Consider the following 20,397-nt stretch of genomic DNA (forward strand, 5'->3'; position numbering starts at 1 on the left):
ATCATTGACAAAGCAATCTCAGGAGTTATTTCATGAGATTGCCGCGCAGCCATACAGCTGCTCGCAATGACGGATTTACTATTTAATACTATGGACAAGCCACGGTATGACGTATTGGATAACAATTTAAAATTATGAAAATTCTTAAGAGTTTAGTTTTATTAGTTTTGTTTATAGCGATGCCAGCTAAAGCCGATGATGCTTTTTCATGGATGTCAACCAGTTTTGGTGGGTTAAAAAGCTTATTCGGTTGTTTAGAAGTGCCTGAATTTACAAGTTTTCAAGAGGGTAATATAGGAATTAATTTATCTACAGCCGGAATTTGGCAATCAACAGGTCATACTGTTCAGAAAGGTAAATTGTTAAAAATAAATTGGTCTACTTCAGGTATTACTCCTGAACCTAGAAAATATCTAGTATTATATAGAATTGATCCAAGGTTTAGTATGCCGCAAGTTTTCATTAAAACTTATAATTATTCTAAATTACAATTTGAAGCTTTAGGGTTTCCTCGTTTTGTTACAGACAATAACAGTGAAACACCGGGGACTATACCGCCTGATAAAGACCTTGATGCACTTTCATTTACTAAAATGTCTGATTTTGTTAAATATTTTAACTATTCTAACGGTAATTCGAGAATTGAAGTTAAGGCCGGCGATGTAGTAAATATTAGTTTAGTTGGTAAAGATAATTTTTTTAGCCCTAATACTCTAAAACTTCCTAATACCGTAGATAATATTTTAACACAGGAACTTGATAGCTCGATATTCGCTGCTTCTGCACTTTATACTCAAAGTAACCTTGGAGATTTTGATAATAGAATAATTTACTCTTCTGCAGAGCAGGTGTGTAATATGATAGATAAGGAAAGAAAAATTGTATGTAGCGGCACGGGTACTGCTACAAAGTATAAACATATCGATAATGGAGTAATAGTCGGTAAGCCTATGATAACGGCAGCGGTACAGTATTTCATGGGCTTAATTAAGGCTTGTCCTGCTAATGCCGATATAAATACTAGCCCTGTTTGCTATTACGATCAAGGTAGAGGGATGATAATTAAAGTAGGCGGGCAGGTTATTAAGGGACGAGATCAGAGTTTTGTAAATTCAGGCAGTACTCAAAGTAGCTTTATATATTATCAAGCCACTAGCGGTGGTACTATGGATTTTACTAGCGATTGGCAAGTTAGTAACATGTTTAGTAATTCAGTTTTAATGAGTGAGTGGAGCCGAAATTTTTCAAATTATGCTAGTTTTGTAGATTATATAAATAAGAATGATTGGTCAGCTAATTTTTTATATTTTGGTTGTTATTCGATGATTGTTGAAATAGGTAATGGGGCAAATTCAATTAATCCTGATGATCAACAAAATATAAAGTTAGAATATTTAATAACGTCTGATGGTACATTACCTGATCCATCTGTTCGTGGTACGCCGGTAGATTATAACTTTGCGACTGATGCCCCGCAAGATGGATATTTATGGTTAAGGGTGGTAAATCCTAATAGTAATATACAAGGGGTAGTTAGTGTAAATTATGCTAATTATACCGGTACAACTTGGTTTTCTGATATAATATATAACGGTGCTATTAAACCTATTACCGATCAGTTTAGAACTTTTAGTCAAAACTTTTATATTAAGTTAGTTAAAAATTCTGCAGTGCAGAATTTAGCTAAAACTGCATTAACCCTTTATGTTACTATATTTGGGCTAATGTTCGTTACAGGAGCATTAAAATTAACTGCTGTAGAAGTAATAACACGTATATGCAAAATAGCTATAGTAGCTTTTTTAATTAGAGAAGAAAGTTGGAGCTTCTTTAATACATACTTCTTTAGTGTATTTACTGACGGTATTGATTTCTTTGTAACTAATGTAGTAGGTGCTACAAGCTCTAGATCTAATATTTTTGGTTTTATTGATCCTATATTTGATAAATATACTAACGGTAGGATTTGGGGATTACTATTTATTGAATTATTACAAATACATAATGGTTTAGCATTTATCGCTATTATAACCATTTATTCACTTATTACTTATTTTAGAGCTATTTTAGAAGTTATAATAGGTTATGTTATTGCATTCATAGGGGTAACTGTTATGATTTCATTGGCACCGTTTTTTATAATATTAATGTTATTTGAAAAAACTAAAAGTTTATTTGATAATTGGATATCGACATTGCTTAGCTATGTAGTGCAGCCGACAATATTATTGATTTTCTTTTTATTGATAGATCAGGTTTTATCTGAGCAGCTTTTAAAAGTGGTAGTTAGAGCCTGTTGGGATACTCTTATACCAATAAAAATAGGGCTTGATTTAACAAATCTTGGTATTCCGATTCATTTCTCTTTTACATTACCGTTCTTACCCGGAATACCTTTCTATGTACCGGATGTTCCAGAAATTAGTAGCTCGAATATTCTAACGAACAATGCTAATACTTTCTTAGTATTATTTACTACGGCTTTATTATTTTATTCATATTGCTTGATGTCATATAGTTTAGTAACTTTTGTAAATATAGTAGTTGGAATGCTTACAAATGTTACACCGGCACGAATATTAGGAAATTATCAAGAACGTTCTGATCCTGTGGGAGCCGTTATGCAGGATATAGATTCAGTAACAAAACCGATTAAAAAGGCTGCAATGGCTCCGGCTAGAGTTTTCAAAGACAAGATAATTGATCAAAATTATAAAGCTAGAAAACCGGAAGTAGGTGGTGAATTTACAAATAAATTTCTTGCTGAGCGTAATGATGTGAAGAAAGAGGAAGGAGAGCAGAAAGAATAATTGTAAATATTTTTACCGTCATTGTGAGGAAATTGCATAGCAATTGACAAAGCAATCTCAGGAATTTAGTACTGCTGCATGAGATTGCCACGCTCCCTATGGTCGCGCGCAATGACATTGAAATTAAGACATATGGAAATAACACATAATAAATGAACAAAAATATTTTTATTACATTATTAATATCGCTATTGCTGCTTTCCGGTTGTACCGGCGATACTTGTATTGACCCTGATGATTTCGGTTTTATCAAATTCAATGTCTCTGCTAGATATGATCCGGAAGAAATTACTTCAAGACAGGAAGGTAATCAGGTAGCACCATGGCGTGATAGTGCTTATAAAGTAAACGGCTATCCTTTAACCATTATGGTAAGACCGTGGAGTTATATACTTGGCGATAAAAATACTTCAGGTCAGTTATCTGCATGGTGTCCATGGTATGGTCAAAAAAATAACACAACTACTTTGGCTGCTTTTTGCGTTAAGCTACAACCGTGTACTTTTTGGGATAATACTAGACTTGATATGTGTACTCCTAATCCTGCAAATAAAAATGATGCAATGATTAGTAATGCTCCATGTATAATGACAAACGGTGTCGGGCTTTATTTTCTTATTGCCGCTAAAAATACCGATCCCAATATTTCACCGGACTCACAGAGTAAACCGCAAGGTATAACTCAGCATTTAGGAGAGGAGCTTACTTCGGGCTATGAATTTTATAGTACTAGTAGTACAGGACAATTCTTGGAAGCCGGCGGTATAAATTATCAATATAAAGGTGAAGATAAGTCAAAATATGCTCAATCTCCTCTTTATTTTAAGATTATAGATAAATTTTATAATGATAATAGCGGGCAATATAGATTAGTAATAAAGTCCGGAGTTACTGATACTAGACCCGATCCGCTACAATTTTTAACGGATTTAATAAAAGGAGTATTATTTGGTAAGGATGGGATTATAAAGAAAACTTATCAACAAATAATTGATACGTCGGGTTATAGGATGAGTGTCTCGGCTATTTTAACTCTATATATAATGTTTACAGGCTTTTCCTTTTTAATAGGTAATATAAACCTTACTCATGTCGAACTTATAGTTAGAATATTAAAAGTTAGTATAGTCTCAATATTATTAAGTACTGATAAAGCTTGGACATTTTTTCATGATTATTTATTCGTATTTTTTATTGATGGGGTTCAGCAAATACTGCAAATAATTAATGAAGCTTCGGCTACCGGTCCCGGTTCTCAAAGCTTGCTTGGGTTACTTATTTCTCCTCAAACTTTATCTAAATTATTTTCTTTACTATTTGTTGATTGGCTTGGTTTTATATATATCATTCTATATTTAATAGCCTTATATTTTATTTTCTTTCTTATATTTAAAGCCACTATTATCTATCTAACCGCTCTTATAACTATCGGTATGATTATAATTATGGGACCGATATTTATTTGTTTCATGTTGTTTAATATAACTCGTTCGTTATTTGAGAATTGGTTAAGACAATTAATATCATATGCATTACAGCCTATAATTTTATTTACCGGTATCGCTTTTATTTCAATGATCATCAGAACTGAAATATATTCAACGCTTGGTTTTGCAGTATGTAAACATGATTTTCCTAATTTAGGTCCGATAAATGAAATATTTGGTAGCTTCCTTGAGGATATAGATCCAAGCCTGGGTCATTCAATATTTTATTGGTGGTTCCCAGTACCGATGAAAGGCGGTATAAATAATTTCCACAAAGCAAATATATTAGTTCCTAAAGATCATATAATAGTAGATGATTCTTGTAAGAATGACCCTGATAAATGTAAGCATTGTGCTGCGTATGAGTGTATAGATGAACGCTATATTGAATTACCGTTTTTAGATTTAGTTAAAGATGCAAAAAGAATTAGTAATTTTATAAATGGGAAATTTGTCCAACTTGACGGGATATTACTAATTTTTGTGTCTATTTATTTGCTAAGTAAATTTAACGATACTGCTATATCGACGGCACAATTTATTGCCGGTACTTCAGGTAATTTAACAGACATACAAAAAGTTAATCAGCAATCTTATGAATCTGCAGCGAAACAAATGAATAGACCGCTAAATTATGTGACTAAGACGGTAAGTGCACCTGTAACTAGCCGTGTAAGTGCAGGGAAAGAGCAAGTTCGTATGTTTTGTGCCGAGAAATTTGAAAATATGATGATGGGAAGGCTTGAAAAGCAAGCTCTCGGTTCTTCAGCAAATAAAACCGTACAAAATGAGGTTAAGAGAAAATACGGTATAGATTCTAAAGATGTAAAAATGAATGCTATTACGGATTATGAAAACGGTATTGCAGGATTATTAAAGAATTTACCTAAGGGGAATCAATTAAAAGCAAAAGAACTATCGCACATGAAGTTTACTCAGCTTCGAGATAAAATTGCTGCAAATAAATATGGAGTGAAAGATTACGCTGCTTTAAGTAAAGAACAAAAAGCTGAGCTTGATAAGTCATTAAAAGATGCTAACTTACGTGAACTCGCTAGCGATGCAAACTTTACTAGAGATTATCAAGATGCTTATAAAAATGCTCACCAAGAAATGTCCGGGCGAGGTGTTGGTCTGTTCGGTAAGAATATAGGATTGCTTAGAAGTTGGCAAGAGATAGAGCATTGTGTTGATACAAAACGTAAATTAAAAGAAGCAAAGCGTGTAGGTATAGGCGAAAAAATATATGCAGGTTATACAGGAATAAAAAGAGGAGCTTTAACTGCAATAGTCGGTAAAGATTTACGTGATGCTTATGAGGGTAATCTAACCAGTGCCGAATGGCATGATTTTGAATATAACGATCCAAGGCTTAGAACTTATAGCGAAAAATTAAAAGATGATGAAAAAGCACGAGAACATGAAGAGCTCCAAATGCATATTAATAAGGAGGCGCTAGCTGCTCAAGCAGATATATTATCACCGGAATATCTAGCAAGACTAGAAAAAGCAGGTAGACATAGTGATGTGGAATATTATCAAGAATTAGCTCAAAGAAAGCTTATTCATGAGGTGCATGGTAGGTTATTTGAGGAAGGTGAACCGGTAATGATGGGCGACAGATTTATGCGTGAGAAAGCTACTGATTCTCAGATGCGCGATATGATAGATAACGCTCATAGAAAACATGCAGAATTTATAGATGGAGATCGATATATTCGTCGCCAAGAGCATTATGATATTATGTACGAGAAAGCCCAGGAAAATTTAGAGCAAACTTATAAAGAGCTTAAAGATCATTTCAAAAGAGATGATATCAAGATCGAAGAAATGCCGGCATTAATAGCACAAAAAGTTAAAGATACCGCCGAGGGAGCTGAAATAGACCAAAAGATTACGGAAGAGCTTAATAACTTTAATGCTGATGTTAAAAATTATGAATATAGTACTGAAGTATTAAATAAAATAGAGGATAGAAAGCAAGCCATTACCGATGAAGTCAATGCTCAGATCGATAAGATTAATAAATATAGAGAAAATGCCAAAATGCAAACCTATGTAAAGCCTATAGTAAACGAGGGTAGAAAGCTAAGAAAATTAGAAGATCATTTAAGAAATATGAAGTAGAATAACTAATAATTGTTTTTTTTTAACAATTACAGTATATAGAATATGTAAAAACAAACATATTGATGAACGATCAAACTAAAAATGGTTCTGAAGAACTCAAGTATTTATCATCAGATAAAAGCTTAAAACCGCAAAAAGTTGGGAAGAACTATTTACAGAACTAAGCTCAAATCCTACTAATGATTTTTTTTCTGAAGGCAGAGAAGATTCTCCACCGCAAGAACGAAATTGGAAATTATTTAAATGATTGATATATAGCTCTTATGTAATTCCGGTGAAAGCAGGAATCCAGAAAAATAACTTCAATATTGATACAGAAGTTACATATTTGATAAAATAAGCATATAAAAAACAAGTTTTTTTATGCTTTACTGGATGCTCGTTTCTGCGGGAATGACATTAAGGGTATTGTCCGAACTACGCAACAATGCCTACACGGAATTCGAATATACACTGTTGCGTTAATAGCATTTAAGAAATGCCCGCTAAAAACAATAATTAGTTTTCCCTTTATTAATTAACTTATATACTATCTAATTAAGTTAGTGATTAATTTATTAAGGGGTTTATGAAGCAGCAACATATAATAAACGAGACTTTTTTAGATGCCATTCTAGCTAAGAAATTAGGTACTACTTATACTCCTCCAAAAGAAATCAACGATCCTGACTGTGATGAAGCAGCAAAGCATTTCATCGATCTATTACTTAGAGCCGACGGCTTTAAGTCTGTTAACACTGCAGTAGTTCATCCAATCGATAAAGAATCATTGCTCGGTGCAGTTAGAGCAGCACAATTTAATGTAATAAAACCGGTCTTGATTGGTCCACAACATAAAATTGAATCAGTAGCAAAAGTTAATAATGTCGATCTTGAGGATTATCAAGTAATTAATGTTGAGCATAGCCACGAAGCAGCAAAAAAAGCCGTAGAGCTTGCGAAGAAAAAGGAAGTTGCGGCTATTATGCCAAGGGGGCGCTTCATACTGATAAGCTTATGTCTGCGGTAGTTTATAAGGAGAATGGACTCTACGTACTGAACGTCGTATAAGCCATGCTTTCTTAATGGCAGTTGCTACCTTTCCAAAACCGTTCATTATTACCGATGCTGCTATTAATATTCGTCCTACTCTAGAAGATAAGCGTGATATAGTGCAGAATGCTATTAATTTAATGCATATGATCAGAGAAGACAAGCAGGTTAGAGTTGCGGTATTATCGGTAGTTGAGACGGTAACTTCTGCAATCCCTACAACCTTTGATGCTGCTGCTTTATCGCAAATGGTAGATAGAGGGCAAATTACGAATGCTATAGTTGACGGACCGCTTGCGTTTGATAATGCTATTTCTTTATTTGCTGCAGAAGCAAAAGGCATTAGCTCTTCAGTTTCAGGAAATGCTGATATATTAGTAGTACATGATCTTGAATCAGGCAATATGCTTGCAAAGCAGCGAAAATATTTGGGTCAAGCGGTTATGGCGCGTATCGTTCTTGGAGCCCGTGTGCCTATTATTTTAACAAGTAGAGCCGATCCTATGGATATGCGTATTATTTCCTGTGTACTTGCTTCATTTATTTATAATCACACTAAGGCGAAGCTACATATCCAAGCAGGTAAATAATGAAAAATGTTATTTTAATAGCTAATGCTGGCTCATCTAGTTTGAAAATTTCTATTTTTGAAATTCAGAATGAAAAAGTTAAGGATAAAATTTATAATATTTTTTTAGAAACAATGATAATAAAATATTATTTCATATAAATAAAACACAGGCATCTGCTACCGACATTAAAGATGATGCTATTGAAATGATTATTGATCTTTTTGAAGATTGGTGGAAAAAACCAAAAAATCTCAAGTTAATTGCAACCGGTTGCCGTATTGTCCATGGCGAGAAAATTTTTAATAAACCGGTTATTGTTAATGACAAAGTTCGTGAAGATTTAAGAGCATTAATACCTCTAAGCCCCTTGCATCAACCTTATAATTTGCAGGTACTGGCTTTATTTCTTCCAAAATATAAAGAAATCTCACATATAGCTTGTTTTGATACGTCGTTTCATTTTACCAATCCTCCTATTACAAAAGCTTTCGGTTTACTGAAAAAATATTATGATAAAGGGATAATGCGTTACGGTTTTCATGGGTTATCATATAAATATGTTAGCAGCCGTTTTAACGAAATGACAAAGGAAGATTTACCTACAAAGACTATTATAGCTCATTTAGGACGCAGTAGTAGTCTATGTGCTATTAAAAACGGTCTTAGTTTAACAAGTTCCATGGGCTTTAGCGTACTTGACGGTGTTATGATGGGTACAAGGACAGGTAACCTTGATCCTGGAGTAGTGTTATATCTTATCGATCATGAGCAAATGACTACGAAAGCAGTAACTGAGTTACTATATAAGAAATCAGGATTACTCGGTATGTCCAGTGAAAGCTCCGATATGCGTACTTTGCTTGCCAGTAACTCACCTGATGCTAAATTTGCTATAGAGTTATTTGTGTATCGCATTGTACTTGAAATAGGTAAGCTAACTGCTGCACTTGAGGGAGTTGATTGTCTAATTTTTACTGCCGGTGTTGGACAGAATTCCGCTGTAATACGAGAAATGATTACTGAAAAACTTTTATGGCTAGGCATTAAAATAGATGATACAAAAAACCAAAAAAATGAGCATCTAATAAGCGCTGAAAGCAGTAAGGTTAAAGTTTTCGCTGTGCCGACAAACGAAGAGCTAATCATCGCTGAGAAAGTGATGAAGTTTTTATAACACAAATTGGTTAATTTTTAATTACTTATACCTCTATTTTTCTTTATTAACTTTTTTTGAAATATATGCAACTATAGATATATTTTTAACTTAAATTTTGGGGGAAGTTATGCCAGAAGATTTTTTGATAAAAAGAAAGCAGAAAAACAAATAAAGGATATTAAAAATAATAAGATAAATCCATATAATGATGCAATGAAGAAAGATTCTAGAAAAGTGGGTTGATGCAGAGGCAAGTTATAGCTAAAAACGCAGCAGCAGGTTATAAGACAGCATTAAAAATAGAGCAGCAAGCAAAAGAAGCAGGTATTAGTTTAGATAAAGATGCTATGAGACGCTTAGAGAAAATAACAAGTCCATTATATAGAAGCTGCTAAGAAAGCAGAATTTCAAAAATTTCAAAGTGATCAAGCTCATAAAACATATCAACAAAAAGCTGAAGCATTTAGGAGTGGTACAACAGCTGCTGCTAAAAAACAAAGAAAAGAAGATTATAGGACAGGTGGGTGGGAAAATAATTAAATTATAATTTTATTGCGTTAATTGGTACTGTCTACTATTTTAAACGTATGTCTATACTTCATGCCACAATCTTAACCGTTTTTCCTGAAATGTTTCCTGGAACTCTAGGACATTCTTTAGCAGGACAAGCACTAAATAAAAATATTTGGTCATATGACGTTATTAATATTCGAGATTTCGGTTTAACTAAGCATAAAAATATTGATGATGAGGCTTATGGCGGTGGTAACGGGCTTATAATGCGTCCTGATGTTTTAGGCAGTAGCATAGATCATGCTCTTGCTTTAAATCCTAATGCTGAAATGTACTATCCTTCACCTCGCGGTAGAGTCTTTACCCAAAGCTTTGCTAAAGAGATGTTAAAAAATAAAAACCTCATATTCTTATGTGGACGTTACGAAGGGATTGACGAACGTGTAATTGAAGAGTATAATGTTAAAGAAATTAGTGTAGGCGACTACATTTTATCCGGCGGAGAAATACCTACTCTCACCATTCTCGATTGCTTAATTAGACTACTGCCAGGTGTTTTAATGAACCAAAATACCTTATCTTCTGAGTCTTTTGAAGAAGACGGGGAATTTAAGGGCGGGCTTGAATGCAGCCTATATACAAGACCTGAAATTTGGCGTAATCGAGCTGTACCGAGTGTTTTGTTATCCGGTAACCACAGGCTAATTAATGAATGGAAAAAAGAGCAATCACATATGATTACTAAATTACGCCGTCCGGAGTTACTTAAAGATTTATAGAGTTAAGGAGTTAAAAAATGAATATTATTGACCGCTTTGAACAGGAAAATATTTTAAAGCGTACTGCAAATAAAAAAATTCCTGATTTTGAAGCCGGCGATACAGTTAAGGTAACTGTTAAAATTGTTGATAGATCGATTGAGAAAGACGGTAAGGAAAAATTAACGGAAAGATTTCAAGCTTATGAAGGTGTAGTTATCGCAAAAAGAAATCGCGGTATTACTTCATCTTTCTTAGTACGTAAAATTAGCCACGGTGAAGGAGTCGAAAGACGCTTTATGACTTACTCGCCGATAGTACACTCTATTGATGTAGTAAAATACGGAGTAGTTCGTCGTGCTAAACTTTATTATTTAAGAAATAGAAGCGGTAAGTCGGCTAGAATTAAAGAGAGACATATCCCTATTGCTAAAACTAAGGCAGCAAAAGCTTAAATATATTTGTATCTCTTATGTCATTACTGCGAAAGAGTGCATTGCTACGTGAATACTCAATACGCCATTGCAAGCAGCCGTAGGCTGCATGGCAATCTCATGAAATAATAACAAACTCCTTAGATGGCTTTGTCAATTACTTCGTAATTTCCTCGTAATGACGTATGCCTCAAATCCCTAAAGTATCTCTATAAAGCTCAAGCATAGCGTCCTGCTCGGCAAGTTTATCTTTATCCAATTTCTTTAGTTTCAATATAGATTTCATAGCTTTAACATCAAATCCATGTGAAGAAGCATCTTGGAAGATATCTTTTACTTCTTGAGATAAATCAGCTTTTTCTTGTTCTAATCTTTCTATTTTGCTTATATATTGCTCTAATTGTTCTTTTATTACTACTTCTGACATAAAAAATCATTTAACCTTTTTGAATTTACTATATAATACAAATATAATCCTTATTCAACAAAATATATAATAATGCAAATTTATCCTTTAAGACTTTTACCTAATAAAATCGATTTTGATTTTATGAATTTTAAAAAAGTTAGTTACACTTTTTCAATTATTTTATCACTCATTAGCTTTATTTGGATCGGTATATATAAATTTAATTTCGGTATTGATTTTGCCGGCGGTATAGTTATTGAAGTAAGGCTTGATCAAGCTCCTGATTTGCCAAAAATGCGTGGGGTTCTAGGCAAGCTTGGAATAGGTGAGGTGGTCTTACAGAATTTCGGTAGTGAGCGTGATTTATCGATTAGATTCAGTAGTAGTAGTGAAGAAAATCTCATGAAAAATATTGAGTTAATTAAAGGATCTTTGCAAAGTAATTTTCCGTATAAGTTTGAATATCGTAAGGTAGATTTTGTCGGTCCGCAAGTCGGTAGGCAGCTAATAGAAGCGGGGGCTATGGCGATGCTATTCTCTTTCTTAGCGATTATGGTTTATATTTGGGTGCGTTTTGAGTGGTATTTTGGTCTTGGTATACTGATCGCCTTAGTGCATGACGTAATACTCGCTCTTGGGTTTATGAGTATGACAAAGCTTGATTTTAACTTAAGCACTATTGCTGCAGTGTTAACTATTATAGGTTATTCCGTTAATGATTCGGTAGTAATATATGATAGGATTAGAGAAAATTTACGTAAATATCATAAAAAAAATATCACGGAAATTATAAATTTAAGTATTAATGAGACTTTATCAAGAACTATTTTAACTGTCATTACCACGCTACTTGCCAATTTAGCCCTTATTCTTTTTGGCGGTGAGGCAATCCGTAGTTTTAGCGTACTTGTATTTTTTGGGATAATAGTCGGTACTTATTCCTCAATTTTTATCTCTGCGCCGATACTTACAATGTTTGTTAATAGGAAGTTTAATAAAAAAGTAATAGAAAGGTAAAGAATCGTCATTGCGAGCAGGCATTGTTGCTTGGGCCGGCTTTATTGTCATTGCGAGTGGCCGTAGGCTGCATGACAATCTCAGGATTTTGGCACGAGATTGCTTCGTCAAAATTTTCAATTTTTCCTCGCAATGACGTTTTTAAGCCATAAGGAGAATAGTTTATGCTAAAAGAAGAAGACAAAATTTTTACTAACCTGCATGGGCAGCAAAGCCATGATTTGAAATCTAGCAAGAAGCGAGGCGATTGGGAGAATACTAAAGCTTTGCTTGATAAAGGTAGAGATTTCATCGTTGAAGAGGTTAAGAAATCAGGGCTTAGAGGGCGAGGAGGTGCCGGATTTTCTACCGGTATGAAATGGTCATTTATGCCTAAAAATTTAGAGAAGTCTTGCTATTTAGTAGTAAATGCCGACGAGTCTGAGCCTGGTACTTGTAAGGATCGTGATATATTAAGGTTTGAGCCGCACAAATTAATAGAAGGTTGCTTGCTTGCAAGCTTTGCTATAGGAGCGAATAATTGTTATATCTATATTAGAGGTGAGTTTTATAATGAAGCCTCTAATATTCAGCGTGCCTTAGATGAAGCCTATAAAGAAGGGTTAATAGGAAAGAATTCTTGCGGTTCGGGCTTTGATTGTAATATTTATTTACATCGTGGGGCGGGTGCTTATATTTGTGGCGAAGAAACGGCATTGCTTGAAAGCTTAGAGGGCAAAAAAGGTATGCCTCGTTTAAAGCCGCCTTTTCCTGCCGGCTTTGGGTTATATGGCTGTCCGACTACTATAAATAATGTTGAGTCTATCGCAGTAGTGCCAACCATTTTAAGACGAGGAGCTAGCTGGTTTGCTGGTATAGGTAAACCTAACAATACGGGAACTAAGATTTTCTGCATATCAGGGCATGTTAACAAGCCTTGTAATGTTGAGGAAGCAATGGGCATTTCGTTAAAAGAATTGATTGAGAAATATGCGGGTGGTGTTCGTGGTGGATGGGATAATCTTAAAGCCATAATCCCGGGCGGTTCTTCCGTGCCTTTACTGCCTAAGTCATTATGTGAAGTGGATATGGATTTTGATAGTTTAAGAACAGCAGGTTCTGGACTTGGTACAGGCGGTATTATAGTTATGGATCAATCTACCGATATTATTTATGCAATAGCAAGGCTTAGTAAATTTTACATGCATGAATCTTGCGGGCAATGTACTCCTTGCCGTGAGGGTACGGGCTGGATGTGGCGAGTTATGATGCGGCTAGTTAAAGGTAATGTCACAAAATCTGAGATAGACGAACTCCTTAACGTTACGAAAGAAATAGAGGGGCATACTATCTGTGCTTTAGGTGATGCGGCAGCTTGGCCGATTCAAGGGCTGATACGCCATTTTAGAAGCGAGATTGAGGCAAGGATAAAGAGTTATAGTGTGGTTTGACTTTTTATCGTCATTGCGAGGAGATATTGCCTGCGTGGATACTAAGCCGTCATTGCGAGCGGCTGAAAGGAGAGGAGCGTGGTAATCTCATGAAATAATAACAAACTCCTGAGATTGCTTCGTCAATTACTTTGTAATTTCCTCGCAATAACGATTCCAATTTATAAATAATTAAGAGATTATGCAAACAGATAATACAAAATCAAACACTAATAAAACAGCTAAGCAAGAGTGGGGGTCTTTTGCTTTTGTAATATGTATCGCTTTACTTATTAGAATACTTATTATGGAGCCGTTTACCGTTCCAACCGGGTCTATGAAAGCAACCATACTTGAGAATGACTATATATTTTCTACGAAATATAGTTATGGTTATAGTAATTATTCTTTATCTTTTTTTGATTTTATTCCTCTTTTTAAAGGGCGAATATTTGCTCGTGAACCGGATCGTGGCGATATTGTAGTTTTTCGTCCGCCTAACGATATGAGTGTTAGATATATAAAGCGTTTAATAGGGCTACCCGGCGATAAAATTCAATTGATTGATGACGTAATATATATTAACGACAAAAAAATAGAACGCACGGAAGTTGGAACTTATATAAGCGAAGAGGGAATAAAATATTTAAAGTTTAAAGAAACACTGCCAAACGGTAGAACATATTTTTCTTATAAGCTTGCTCCTATTTATGGCGTTATATATAATGATAGATACGGTAATACGGATGTTTTTTATGTACCTGAAGGGCAATATTTCTTTTTAGGGGATAATAGAGATCAGTCAAATGATAGTAGAGTAAGTCTTGGATTTGTACCGTTTGAAAATTTTATTGCTAAAGCACAATTTATTTGGTTCTCAACAAAAATAACTTGGTGGGATAATGATATAGGAGTTATTAATCTAGTACTAAAGTTAAAGCCATGGATTGAATCTGTTAGGTTAAATCGCATTTTCAGAAATCTTTATAACACGGATGCGTAATGGAATCATTTGAGAAGTTAGAAAAGCTACTTAGCTATAGTTTCAAAAATAAAGAGCTTTTAATAGAGGCGTTAAGTCACCCGTCTTTAAGGCAACATCACGAGTACAAGGATGATAAAGATTATGAACGATTAGAATTTCTAGGTGATGCCGTATTAAATTTAGTAATCACAGAAATTTTATTTAGAAATTTTGCAAATTATAATGAGGGGAATTTAGCTAAAATTAGATCATATTTGGTTTGCAAAGAAACAATATGCATGGTTGGAGCTAAACTTACTTTAAAAAATTATATAATTATGACTCATGGCGAAGAAGTAGCAGGCGGGCGTGATAATCTTAATAATATAGAAAATGCCACGGAAGCTTTAATTGCAGCTATATATCTTGATAGCAATATTGAAACAACCCATGATATTATCGAGAAGTTATGGGCAGAATTTATAAAAGTTCAGAATTTAACGGATTATGACCCAAAAACTGCTTTACAAGAATGGGCTCAAGCTAGTGATCATCACCTACCTATATATCGTCTGATAAAAAGAGAAGGAGCCTCCCATTCATCGACTTTTACGGTTCTTGTAAAAGTAAAAGATTATGAACAAATAGGCACTGGTCACGCAATAAAAGAAGCAGAGAAAAACGCAGCACGCAGCTTATTGCATAGACTTAAAAATGACTAATAGACATCTTGCCAAATTCGCTTATAGAGAGGAATTTAAAGGAGACACGGCAGAACTTGCCGCCGCAGTACGCGAGGATGCGAGTACTGGATCGACGTCTAAATTACCTCGAGAAGTGAAGTTTGGGAAGATGTCTAATCAGAAAACGGTATCGGTTTGTATAATCGGGCGACCTAATAGCGGAAAATCAACTTTATTAAACAGAATAATCGGTGAGAAGCTTTCAATCGTTACCCCAAAAGTTCAAACTACTAGGTCAATTATTACCGGTATTATTACCTTAAAAGATACACAGGTAATTTTATACGATACGCCCGGTATATTTGAGCCGAAAGGGAGCTTAGAGAAAGCAATGGTAAGATGTGCGTGGTCTAGTTTGCATAGTGCGGATTTAGTTCTGTTAATTATTGATAGTCTAAAGTCGTTTGATGATATAACGCATAATATTTTAGATAAGCTTCGCTCACTTAATATTATTCCGATATTTTTATTGAACAAAATAGACATCGAATCAAAATATCTCAATGACATTAAAGCTTTTTTAACAGAAAATTATCCTGATAGCTTGCTTTTGCCTATATCTGCTTTATCAGGCAAAAATATTGATGGATTACTTGAATATATAACAAGTAAGGCCAAAATTTCTCCTTGGCTTTATGGGGAAGACGACATAACGGATTTACCTATGCGTTTTATTGCAGCAGAAATTACAAGAGAGCAGTTATTTTTAAATTTGCAGAAAGAACTCCCTTATAAATTAACCGTACAAACCGAAAAATGGGAAGATCTTAAAGACAAATCCGTAAAGATTAATCAAGTTATAGTAGTTTCAAGAGAGAGCTATAAAACTATAATACTCGGTAAAAACGGCTCTAAAATCAAAGAAATAGGAGCAAAATCCCGAATGCAAATGGAGAGGTTTTTTGGATTTCCTGTTCATTTATTTTTATTCGTTAAGGTGCGTGAGCTGTGGGAGAATAATCAAGAATTTTATCAGTATATGAAGATATAAAGCTGTCACTCTGTGGCGTGACAGGCTTTGTTGGATCGTTTTCGATGTCATGCCCCCAAAAGCGGGAATGACATAAAAGCCATATAATAATGCCAATAAAAATAACATTAAATAATCATGATAATACTTGGGATTGATCCGGCACTTGGGAGTCTTGGATGGGCAGTAGTGGCAAAGGAGACCGCACAGTTGAAATATTTAGCTAGTGGTATTATTAGAACAAATAGTAAGGATGCAATTCATCATAGACTGGCTTTTATTAATAGTACATTAGAAAAAGTAATATTAGAATATCAACCAAATATGGCAGCGATTGAAGAAACATTTGTTAATACTAATAGCGTGACTTCTTTAAAGCTTGGATATGCTAGAGGGGCGATAATGTCGCTGATCGGTAGATATAATTTGGACATGCGCGAGTTTAAGCCAAATACGGTAAAAAAAACCGTAACAGGATATGGGCATGCAGAGAAAGACCAAATGTTGCATATGATAAAGCTTTTGCTGTCTGGCACTGCCTTAATTACCAATTCTGATGAAGCTGACGCCGTAGCGATTGCCTATACCTGCTTAGTTACAAAAAATTATTAAAATGAATCCAATAATAATATTAGTTGCCCCGCAAATGGGTGCGAATATCGGTGCTACTGCAAGAGCAATGAAGAATTTTGGCTTAAATGAGCTTAGAATCGTGGCTCCCAGAGACGGCTGGCCTAATGAGCAAGCACGTAGTAATGCAGTCGGAGCGGTTAATATTATAGATCATGCACAAATTTTTGATAGCCTAGAGGATAGCATTAAAGACCTCGAATATTTATATGCTACTACTTGCATTAAAAGGGCTATGAATAAAGATTATGTATTTTCACAAAATTTACTTTTAGATTATCCAAATTCTGAAAAAGTCGGGATAATGTTCGGACGGGAAAATAATGGCCTTAGCAACGCAGAAATCGCATTTGCTAATAAGATTATCACTATTAATACAACCGAATTTAGCTCATTAAACATTGCTCAAGCGGTTATTATTATATGCTATGAGTTGTTGCGTAATTCTACGCCCAGAGAGGATGTACATAACATTCAAAAATTAGCTACTAAAGAAGAAATAGAGCATTTTTTAGTAAATTTATTCGGCAAACTCGATAAAGCCGGATTCTTCAAGGCTCCCGACAAAAAAACTGCTATGCAACAAAATATTACTAATATATTTACACGTATAAATAGTCTCTCTTCCCCTGAAGTCCAAACTCTGCAAGGTATTATTAAATCTTTAAATCAATGATATTTAGTAATTTCTTAAGTTCAGGAACATAATTTCTTATTCGGTTATATATTTCATCAGCAAGCTTTTTATCGTAAGTATAAGATATCATATTACGATCAGTGAGCATATAAATCCATAAACTCTCATCATTTATAATACCGGCAACAAAAGCTTCCTTTATCACTTCTTTAGGATAGTGAAGAAATTTGCCTTTTTGAGAAAAATATTCTTTTAAAAACTTCCAAGCGAGTTCAAAAGTAAATTCAAATCTTTGTATAGTGGCATCAATATAAGCCCCTATCTTCTGTTGTCGGTTTTAAATAAATATCTTCAAGCGTCATAAAAGCTTTACGAAATTTTTCAAGTTTAAGGTTTATTTTTGACATATATAATTTTTTTCTTTTAATATATTTTTATAAAGTTCAGAGCTTATTTTAGTACTTTCAAACCTTACACAATCTATTTTTAAAAGCGTGTCGGCATTCTCTATAATAGACATAACTTCTAGCCATTCTTGATCTTGGAATATTAGGGCAGATAATTGCAATATCAATATCAGAACGCTCATCGTTATCCCCTCTAGCACGAGAAGCCAAAAAGCCATATTTCATTGACAAACGGTAAAGATTTTAGCTTATTAATGAATATATATGATTGTATTCTTTATCCATATAATTACCAGCTTTTGATTAAAGATTTAATAATTGCAGCTACTCTTTCTGCTTCATTTAAGGGTTTGTAGCTATATTCTTCTAGAGCAATAGCCGACTTATCAAAAATTCTTGCTATCTTCTGTTCTACTAACTGCTTTATAAAAATCTTATGCTTTGAAGAATTAAAGTTTGGTGGGCAGAATATATAAAGAGGCTTGCCGCTTGAAGCTGCTTCACTGCACATTGAGATTGAGTCGGCCGTAGAGATTATATATTTTGCCTTGGAGAGCATAGCTATATAAGGATTATAGCCTGCGTCTTCGTTCGGGTAATAAATAATTGTGGAGGACGGCATATTATTTTTAATAATTGATTTTACAGTGTGTGGTGTACGTCTACTAAAACTAATAAAAAAAGGTATTTTTTGATTAGTATATATTTTATTTAATAATGAAGCAAATAAAACTGCTTCATCTTCATGGAAATTAAATTTTTTATTATTCCCACCGATTATCACTGCAATAAACTGTTTAAGAGTAGGATAATGTTTTTGGAGTTCCAAGTTCGCTGCGGCGAACTGTTCAGTTACGTTATTGATAGCTCCGTTGATGGGGATGATGTTTTTAAAGTCGTCATTGCGAGGAAATACGAAGTATTGACGAAGCAATCTAGTAAAAAAGCCCTGAGATTGCTTCAGCCACTTTGTGGCTTCGCAATGACGTTGGTCATGATAAGGCAGAATCACGGCATCAAATGCATTGTAAGGAAGATTAGGCTGCATTATTTGTATTAACTTGATATCTTTAAATTTCTTTTTTAAATAAAATGCTAGTACTGCCGTTCTTCTTCCAGCGGTAATTATCATATCAGGCGGGGACTTATCCAAAAGATACTGCAATAGCTCACTTTTTATATGAATAGGATAATATTTTAGTAAAAAGTTCGGTAGCTTAGCTAAGCAATTATATTCAAGCTTAATTGTTGTATATTCTTCCGTTAATTTTTCAGCAAGTGCAATAGCCTGATGGGTGTTGCCTGTTCTATCATCCTCCAATACGTGTATTTTCATTGTAAATACTTCTCTAAAGGTAATGTTAATAAGTTTGTTAGAGGTAGTGATTTATCGCAAGCCTCGGCTATTTGTGGTGTGATCGGAATTTGAGCGATTAGTGGTATATTATATTTTTGTGATAAATGTCCGCCACTATTATTTTTAAGCATATAGCTCATATTCTCAATTATTCCCAAAATAGGTAAATTTAGTTTTTGATATAAATCTATAGAACGTATTACGTCTATTGCTGATATTTTTTGTGGTGTAGTTACGATTATTACGCCGTCTAAATGATAATTTTCTAGTATACTTAAATGAATATCACCTGTTCCCGGCGGCATATCGATAATTAAATAATCTAAATTATCCCATTTTGTTACCGATAATAATTGATAAATAGTCTTACTCGCCATAGGACCACGCCAAATAATTGCCGAGCGGTCTTTAACGAAGAAGCCTATAGATATAATTTCGATGCTTTGAGCAAGTACCGGTATTATTCGTCCATCTTTCGTTTGCGGTACTTCGTTAATGCCGAATATATGAGGAATTGATGGACCGTAAATATCCGCATCTACTATCCCAACGCGGTAATTTGCTAGACTTAACTGCTGAGCGATAAGAGCCGATATTGTAGATTTTCCGACTCCGCCTTTACCTGACGCTACTAAGATAATTTTTTTTACATTTTCTACAAAATGTTTTGGTTTTTGAACTTTTTTCTCCATCGGTTTACTTTCGGTAAAAACAATTGTTATTTTATTTACTTCTGAAATCTCGTTAAGTTTATTCATTGCCTTAAGTCTAATTTCTTCGGCTTCTAACTTGTTTTTACCTGATATATCTATTGAGAAACCGATATTATTACGTTTAATTATAATATCCGATATAACTTCATTTAAAAAAGTACCGTCTTTAAAGGTAATATGCTGAATTTTATCTATAATTTGTCGTTGGTGTAAATTCGCCATAATTAAATTTCCTTATTTAAAGCTGTT

At 34.2% G+C, this 20,397-nt stretch carries 17 protein-coding genes and 2 pseudogenes; 14 read left to right on the forward strand and 5 right to left on the reverse strand.

The features are described 5' to 3' along the window. The first annotated feature begins 134 nt into the window (after positions 1 to 134). The 7 genes and pseudogenes from ACHBLB_RS03220 to rplS all read left to right on the forward strand — a co-directional run bounded on the left by ACHBLB_RS03220 (position 135) and on the right by rplS (position 10,913). Positions 135 to 2,810, forward strand: a complete 2,676-nt coding sequence (locus tag ACHBLB_RS03220) for a TrbL/VirB6 family protein (protein ID WP_475842585.1) — start codon at positions 135 to 137, stop codon at positions 2,808 to 2,810. Between the two features lie 152 nt (positions 2,811 to 2,962). Next, positions 2,963 to 6,424 carry a TrbL/VirB6 family protein gene (locus tag ACHBLB_RS03225; protein ID WP_475842587.1) on the forward strand — a complete coding sequence of 1,154 codons (3,462 nt, stop codon included), beginning with the start codon at positions 2,963 to 2,965 and terminating at the stop codon, positions 6,422 to 6,424. A 571-nt stretch (positions 6,425 to 6,995) separates the two neighbouring features. Continuing rightward, positions 6,996 to 8,049, forward strand: a pseudogene (locus tag ACHBLB_RS03230) (phosphate acetyltransferase). Then, positions 8,049 to 9,205, forward strand: a pseudogene (locus ACHBLB_RS03235) (acetate/propionate family kinase). The pseudogenes ACHBLB_RS03230 and ACHBLB_RS03235 overlap by 1 nt, the downstream one beginning before the upstream one ends. A 224-nt stretch (positions 9,206 to 9,429) precedes the next feature. Further along, on the forward strand, positions 9,430 to 9,582 hold the full coding sequence (locus tag ACHBLB_RS03240) for a hypothetical protein (RefSeq protein ID WP_187145804.1): 153 nt from the start codon (positions 9,430 to 9,432) through the stop codon (positions 9,580 to 9,582). A gap of 192 nt (positions 9,583 to 9,774) precedes the next feature. Then, positions 9,775 to 10,479 carry a tRNA (guanosine(37)-N1)-methyltransferase TrmD gene (gene trmD / locus ACHBLB_RS03245; RefSeq protein WP_475842589.1) on the forward strand — a complete coding sequence of 235 codons (705 nt, stop codon included), beginning with the start codon at positions 9,775 to 9,777 and terminating at the stop codon, positions 10,477 to 10,479. Between the two features lie 17 nt (positions 10,480 to 10,496). Next, positions 10,497 to 10,913 carry a 50S ribosomal protein L19 gene (gene rplS, locus ACHBLB_RS03250; RefSeq protein ID WP_475842591.1) on the forward strand — a complete coding sequence of 139 codons (417 nt, stop codon included), beginning with the start codon at positions 10,497 to 10,499 and terminating at the stop codon, positions 10,911 to 10,913. A gap of 169 nt (positions 10,914 to 11,082) precedes the next feature. On the opposite strand, the gene ACHBLB_RS03255 is transcribed toward rplS, so the two are convergent. After that, the gene (locus ACHBLB_RS03255) at positions 11,083 to 11,319 is read right to left on the reverse strand and encodes a DUF2312 domain-containing protein (RefSeq protein WP_012150371.1); all 237 of its coding nucleotides are present in this window, start codon (positions 11,317 to 11,319) and stop codon (positions 11,083 to 11,085) included. Positions 11,320 to 11,391: 72 nt separating this feature from the next. Here ACHBLB_RS03255 and secF point away from each other — a divergent pair, with 72 nt between their 5' ends. The 7 genes from secF to ACHBLB_RS03290 all read left to right on the forward strand — a co-directional run bounded on the left by secF (position 11,392) and on the right by ACHBLB_RS03290 (position 17,710). Then, a complete protein-coding gene (secF, locus tag ACHBLB_RS03260) occupies positions 11,392 to 12,318 on the forward strand; it encodes a protein translocase subunit SecF (RefSeq protein WP_475842594.1) in 927 nt (308 codons plus the stop codon). A 164-nt stretch (positions 12,319 to 12,482) separates the two neighbouring features. Beyond that, positions 12,483 to 13,748: an NADH-quinone oxidoreductase subunit NuoF gene (nuoF, locus tag ACHBLB_RS03265; RefSeq protein WP_014364403.1), complete on the forward strand. Its 1,266-nt coding sequence runs from the start codon at positions 12,483 to 12,485 to the stop codon at positions 13,746 to 13,748. A 181-nt stretch (positions 13,749 to 13,929) separates the two neighbouring features. Beyond that, the gene (gene lepB, locus ACHBLB_RS03270) at positions 13,930 to 14,730 is read left to right on the forward strand and encodes a signal peptidase I (RefSeq protein ID WP_475842596.1); all 801 of its coding nucleotides are present in this window, start codon (positions 13,930 to 13,932) and stop codon (positions 14,728 to 14,730) included. Next, positions 14,730 to 15,413 carry a ribonuclease III gene (gene rnc / locus ACHBLB_RS03275; RefSeq protein ID WP_475842598.1) on the forward strand — a complete coding sequence of 228 codons (684 nt, stop codon included), beginning with the start codon at positions 14,730 to 14,732 and terminating at the stop codon, positions 15,411 to 15,413. Before lepB ends, rnc begins: the two co-directional genes overlap by 1 nt. Next, positions 15,406 to 16,425, forward strand: coding sequence for a GTPase Era (gene era / locus ACHBLB_RS03280; protein ID WP_475842600.1), 1,020 nt, complete (start codon positions 15,406 to 15,408; stop codon positions 16,423 to 16,425). The genes rnc and era overlap by 8 nt, the downstream gene beginning before the upstream one ends. 117 nt (positions 16,426 to 16,542) lie before the next feature. Beyond that, positions 16,543 to 17,016 (forward strand): crossover junction endodeoxyribonuclease RuvC, encoded by a 474-nt coding sequence (gene ruvC, locus ACHBLB_RS03285; protein ID WP_004996663.1) that lies wholly within the window; start codon positions 16,543 to 16,545, stop codon positions 17,014 to 17,016. A gap of 1 nt (position 17,017) precedes the next feature. Then, positions 17,018 to 17,710 (forward strand): RNA methyltransferase, encoded by a 693-nt coding sequence (locus ACHBLB_RS03290; RefSeq protein ID WP_475842602.1) that lies wholly within the window; start codon positions 17,018 to 17,020, stop codon positions 17,708 to 17,710. Here the strand turns inward: ACHBLB_RS03290 and ACHBLB_RS03295 are convergent. From ACHBLB_RS03295 to ACHBLB_RS03310, 4 genes are all read right to left on the reverse strand, one after another. After that, complete coding sequence (locus ACHBLB_RS03295; RefSeq protein ID WP_475842722.1) at positions 17,691 to 17,993, reverse strand: HI0074 family nucleotidyltransferase substrate-binding subunit; 303 nt, start codon at positions 17,991 to 17,993, stop codon at positions 17,691 to 17,693. The two genes, ACHBLB_RS03290 and ACHBLB_RS03295, sit on opposite strands and share 20 nt — an antisense overlap. 72 nt (positions 17,994 to 18,065) lie before the next feature. Then, complete coding sequence (locus ACHBLB_RS03300; RefSeq protein WP_475842605.1) at positions 18,066 to 18,296, reverse strand: hypothetical protein; 231 nt, start codon at positions 18,294 to 18,296, stop codon at positions 18,066 to 18,068. A 71-nt stretch (positions 18,297 to 18,367) separates the two neighbouring features. Further along, a complete protein-coding gene (locus ACHBLB_RS03305; protein ID WP_475842607.1) occupies positions 18,368 to 19,414 on the reverse strand; it encodes a mitochondrial fission ELM1 family protein in 1,047 nt (348 codons plus the stop codon). Continuing rightward, the gene (locus tag ACHBLB_RS03310; RefSeq protein ID WP_475842609.1) at positions 19,411 to 20,370 is read right to left on the reverse strand and encodes an Mrp/NBP35 family ATP-binding protein; all 960 of its coding nucleotides are present in this window, start codon (positions 20,368 to 20,370) and stop codon (positions 19,411 to 19,413) included. The genes ACHBLB_RS03305 and ACHBLB_RS03310 overlap by 4 nt, the downstream gene beginning before the upstream one ends. Positions 20,371 to 20,397: the final 27 nt, after the last annotated feature.

This window comes from Rickettsia lanei, from assembly GCF_056242675.1.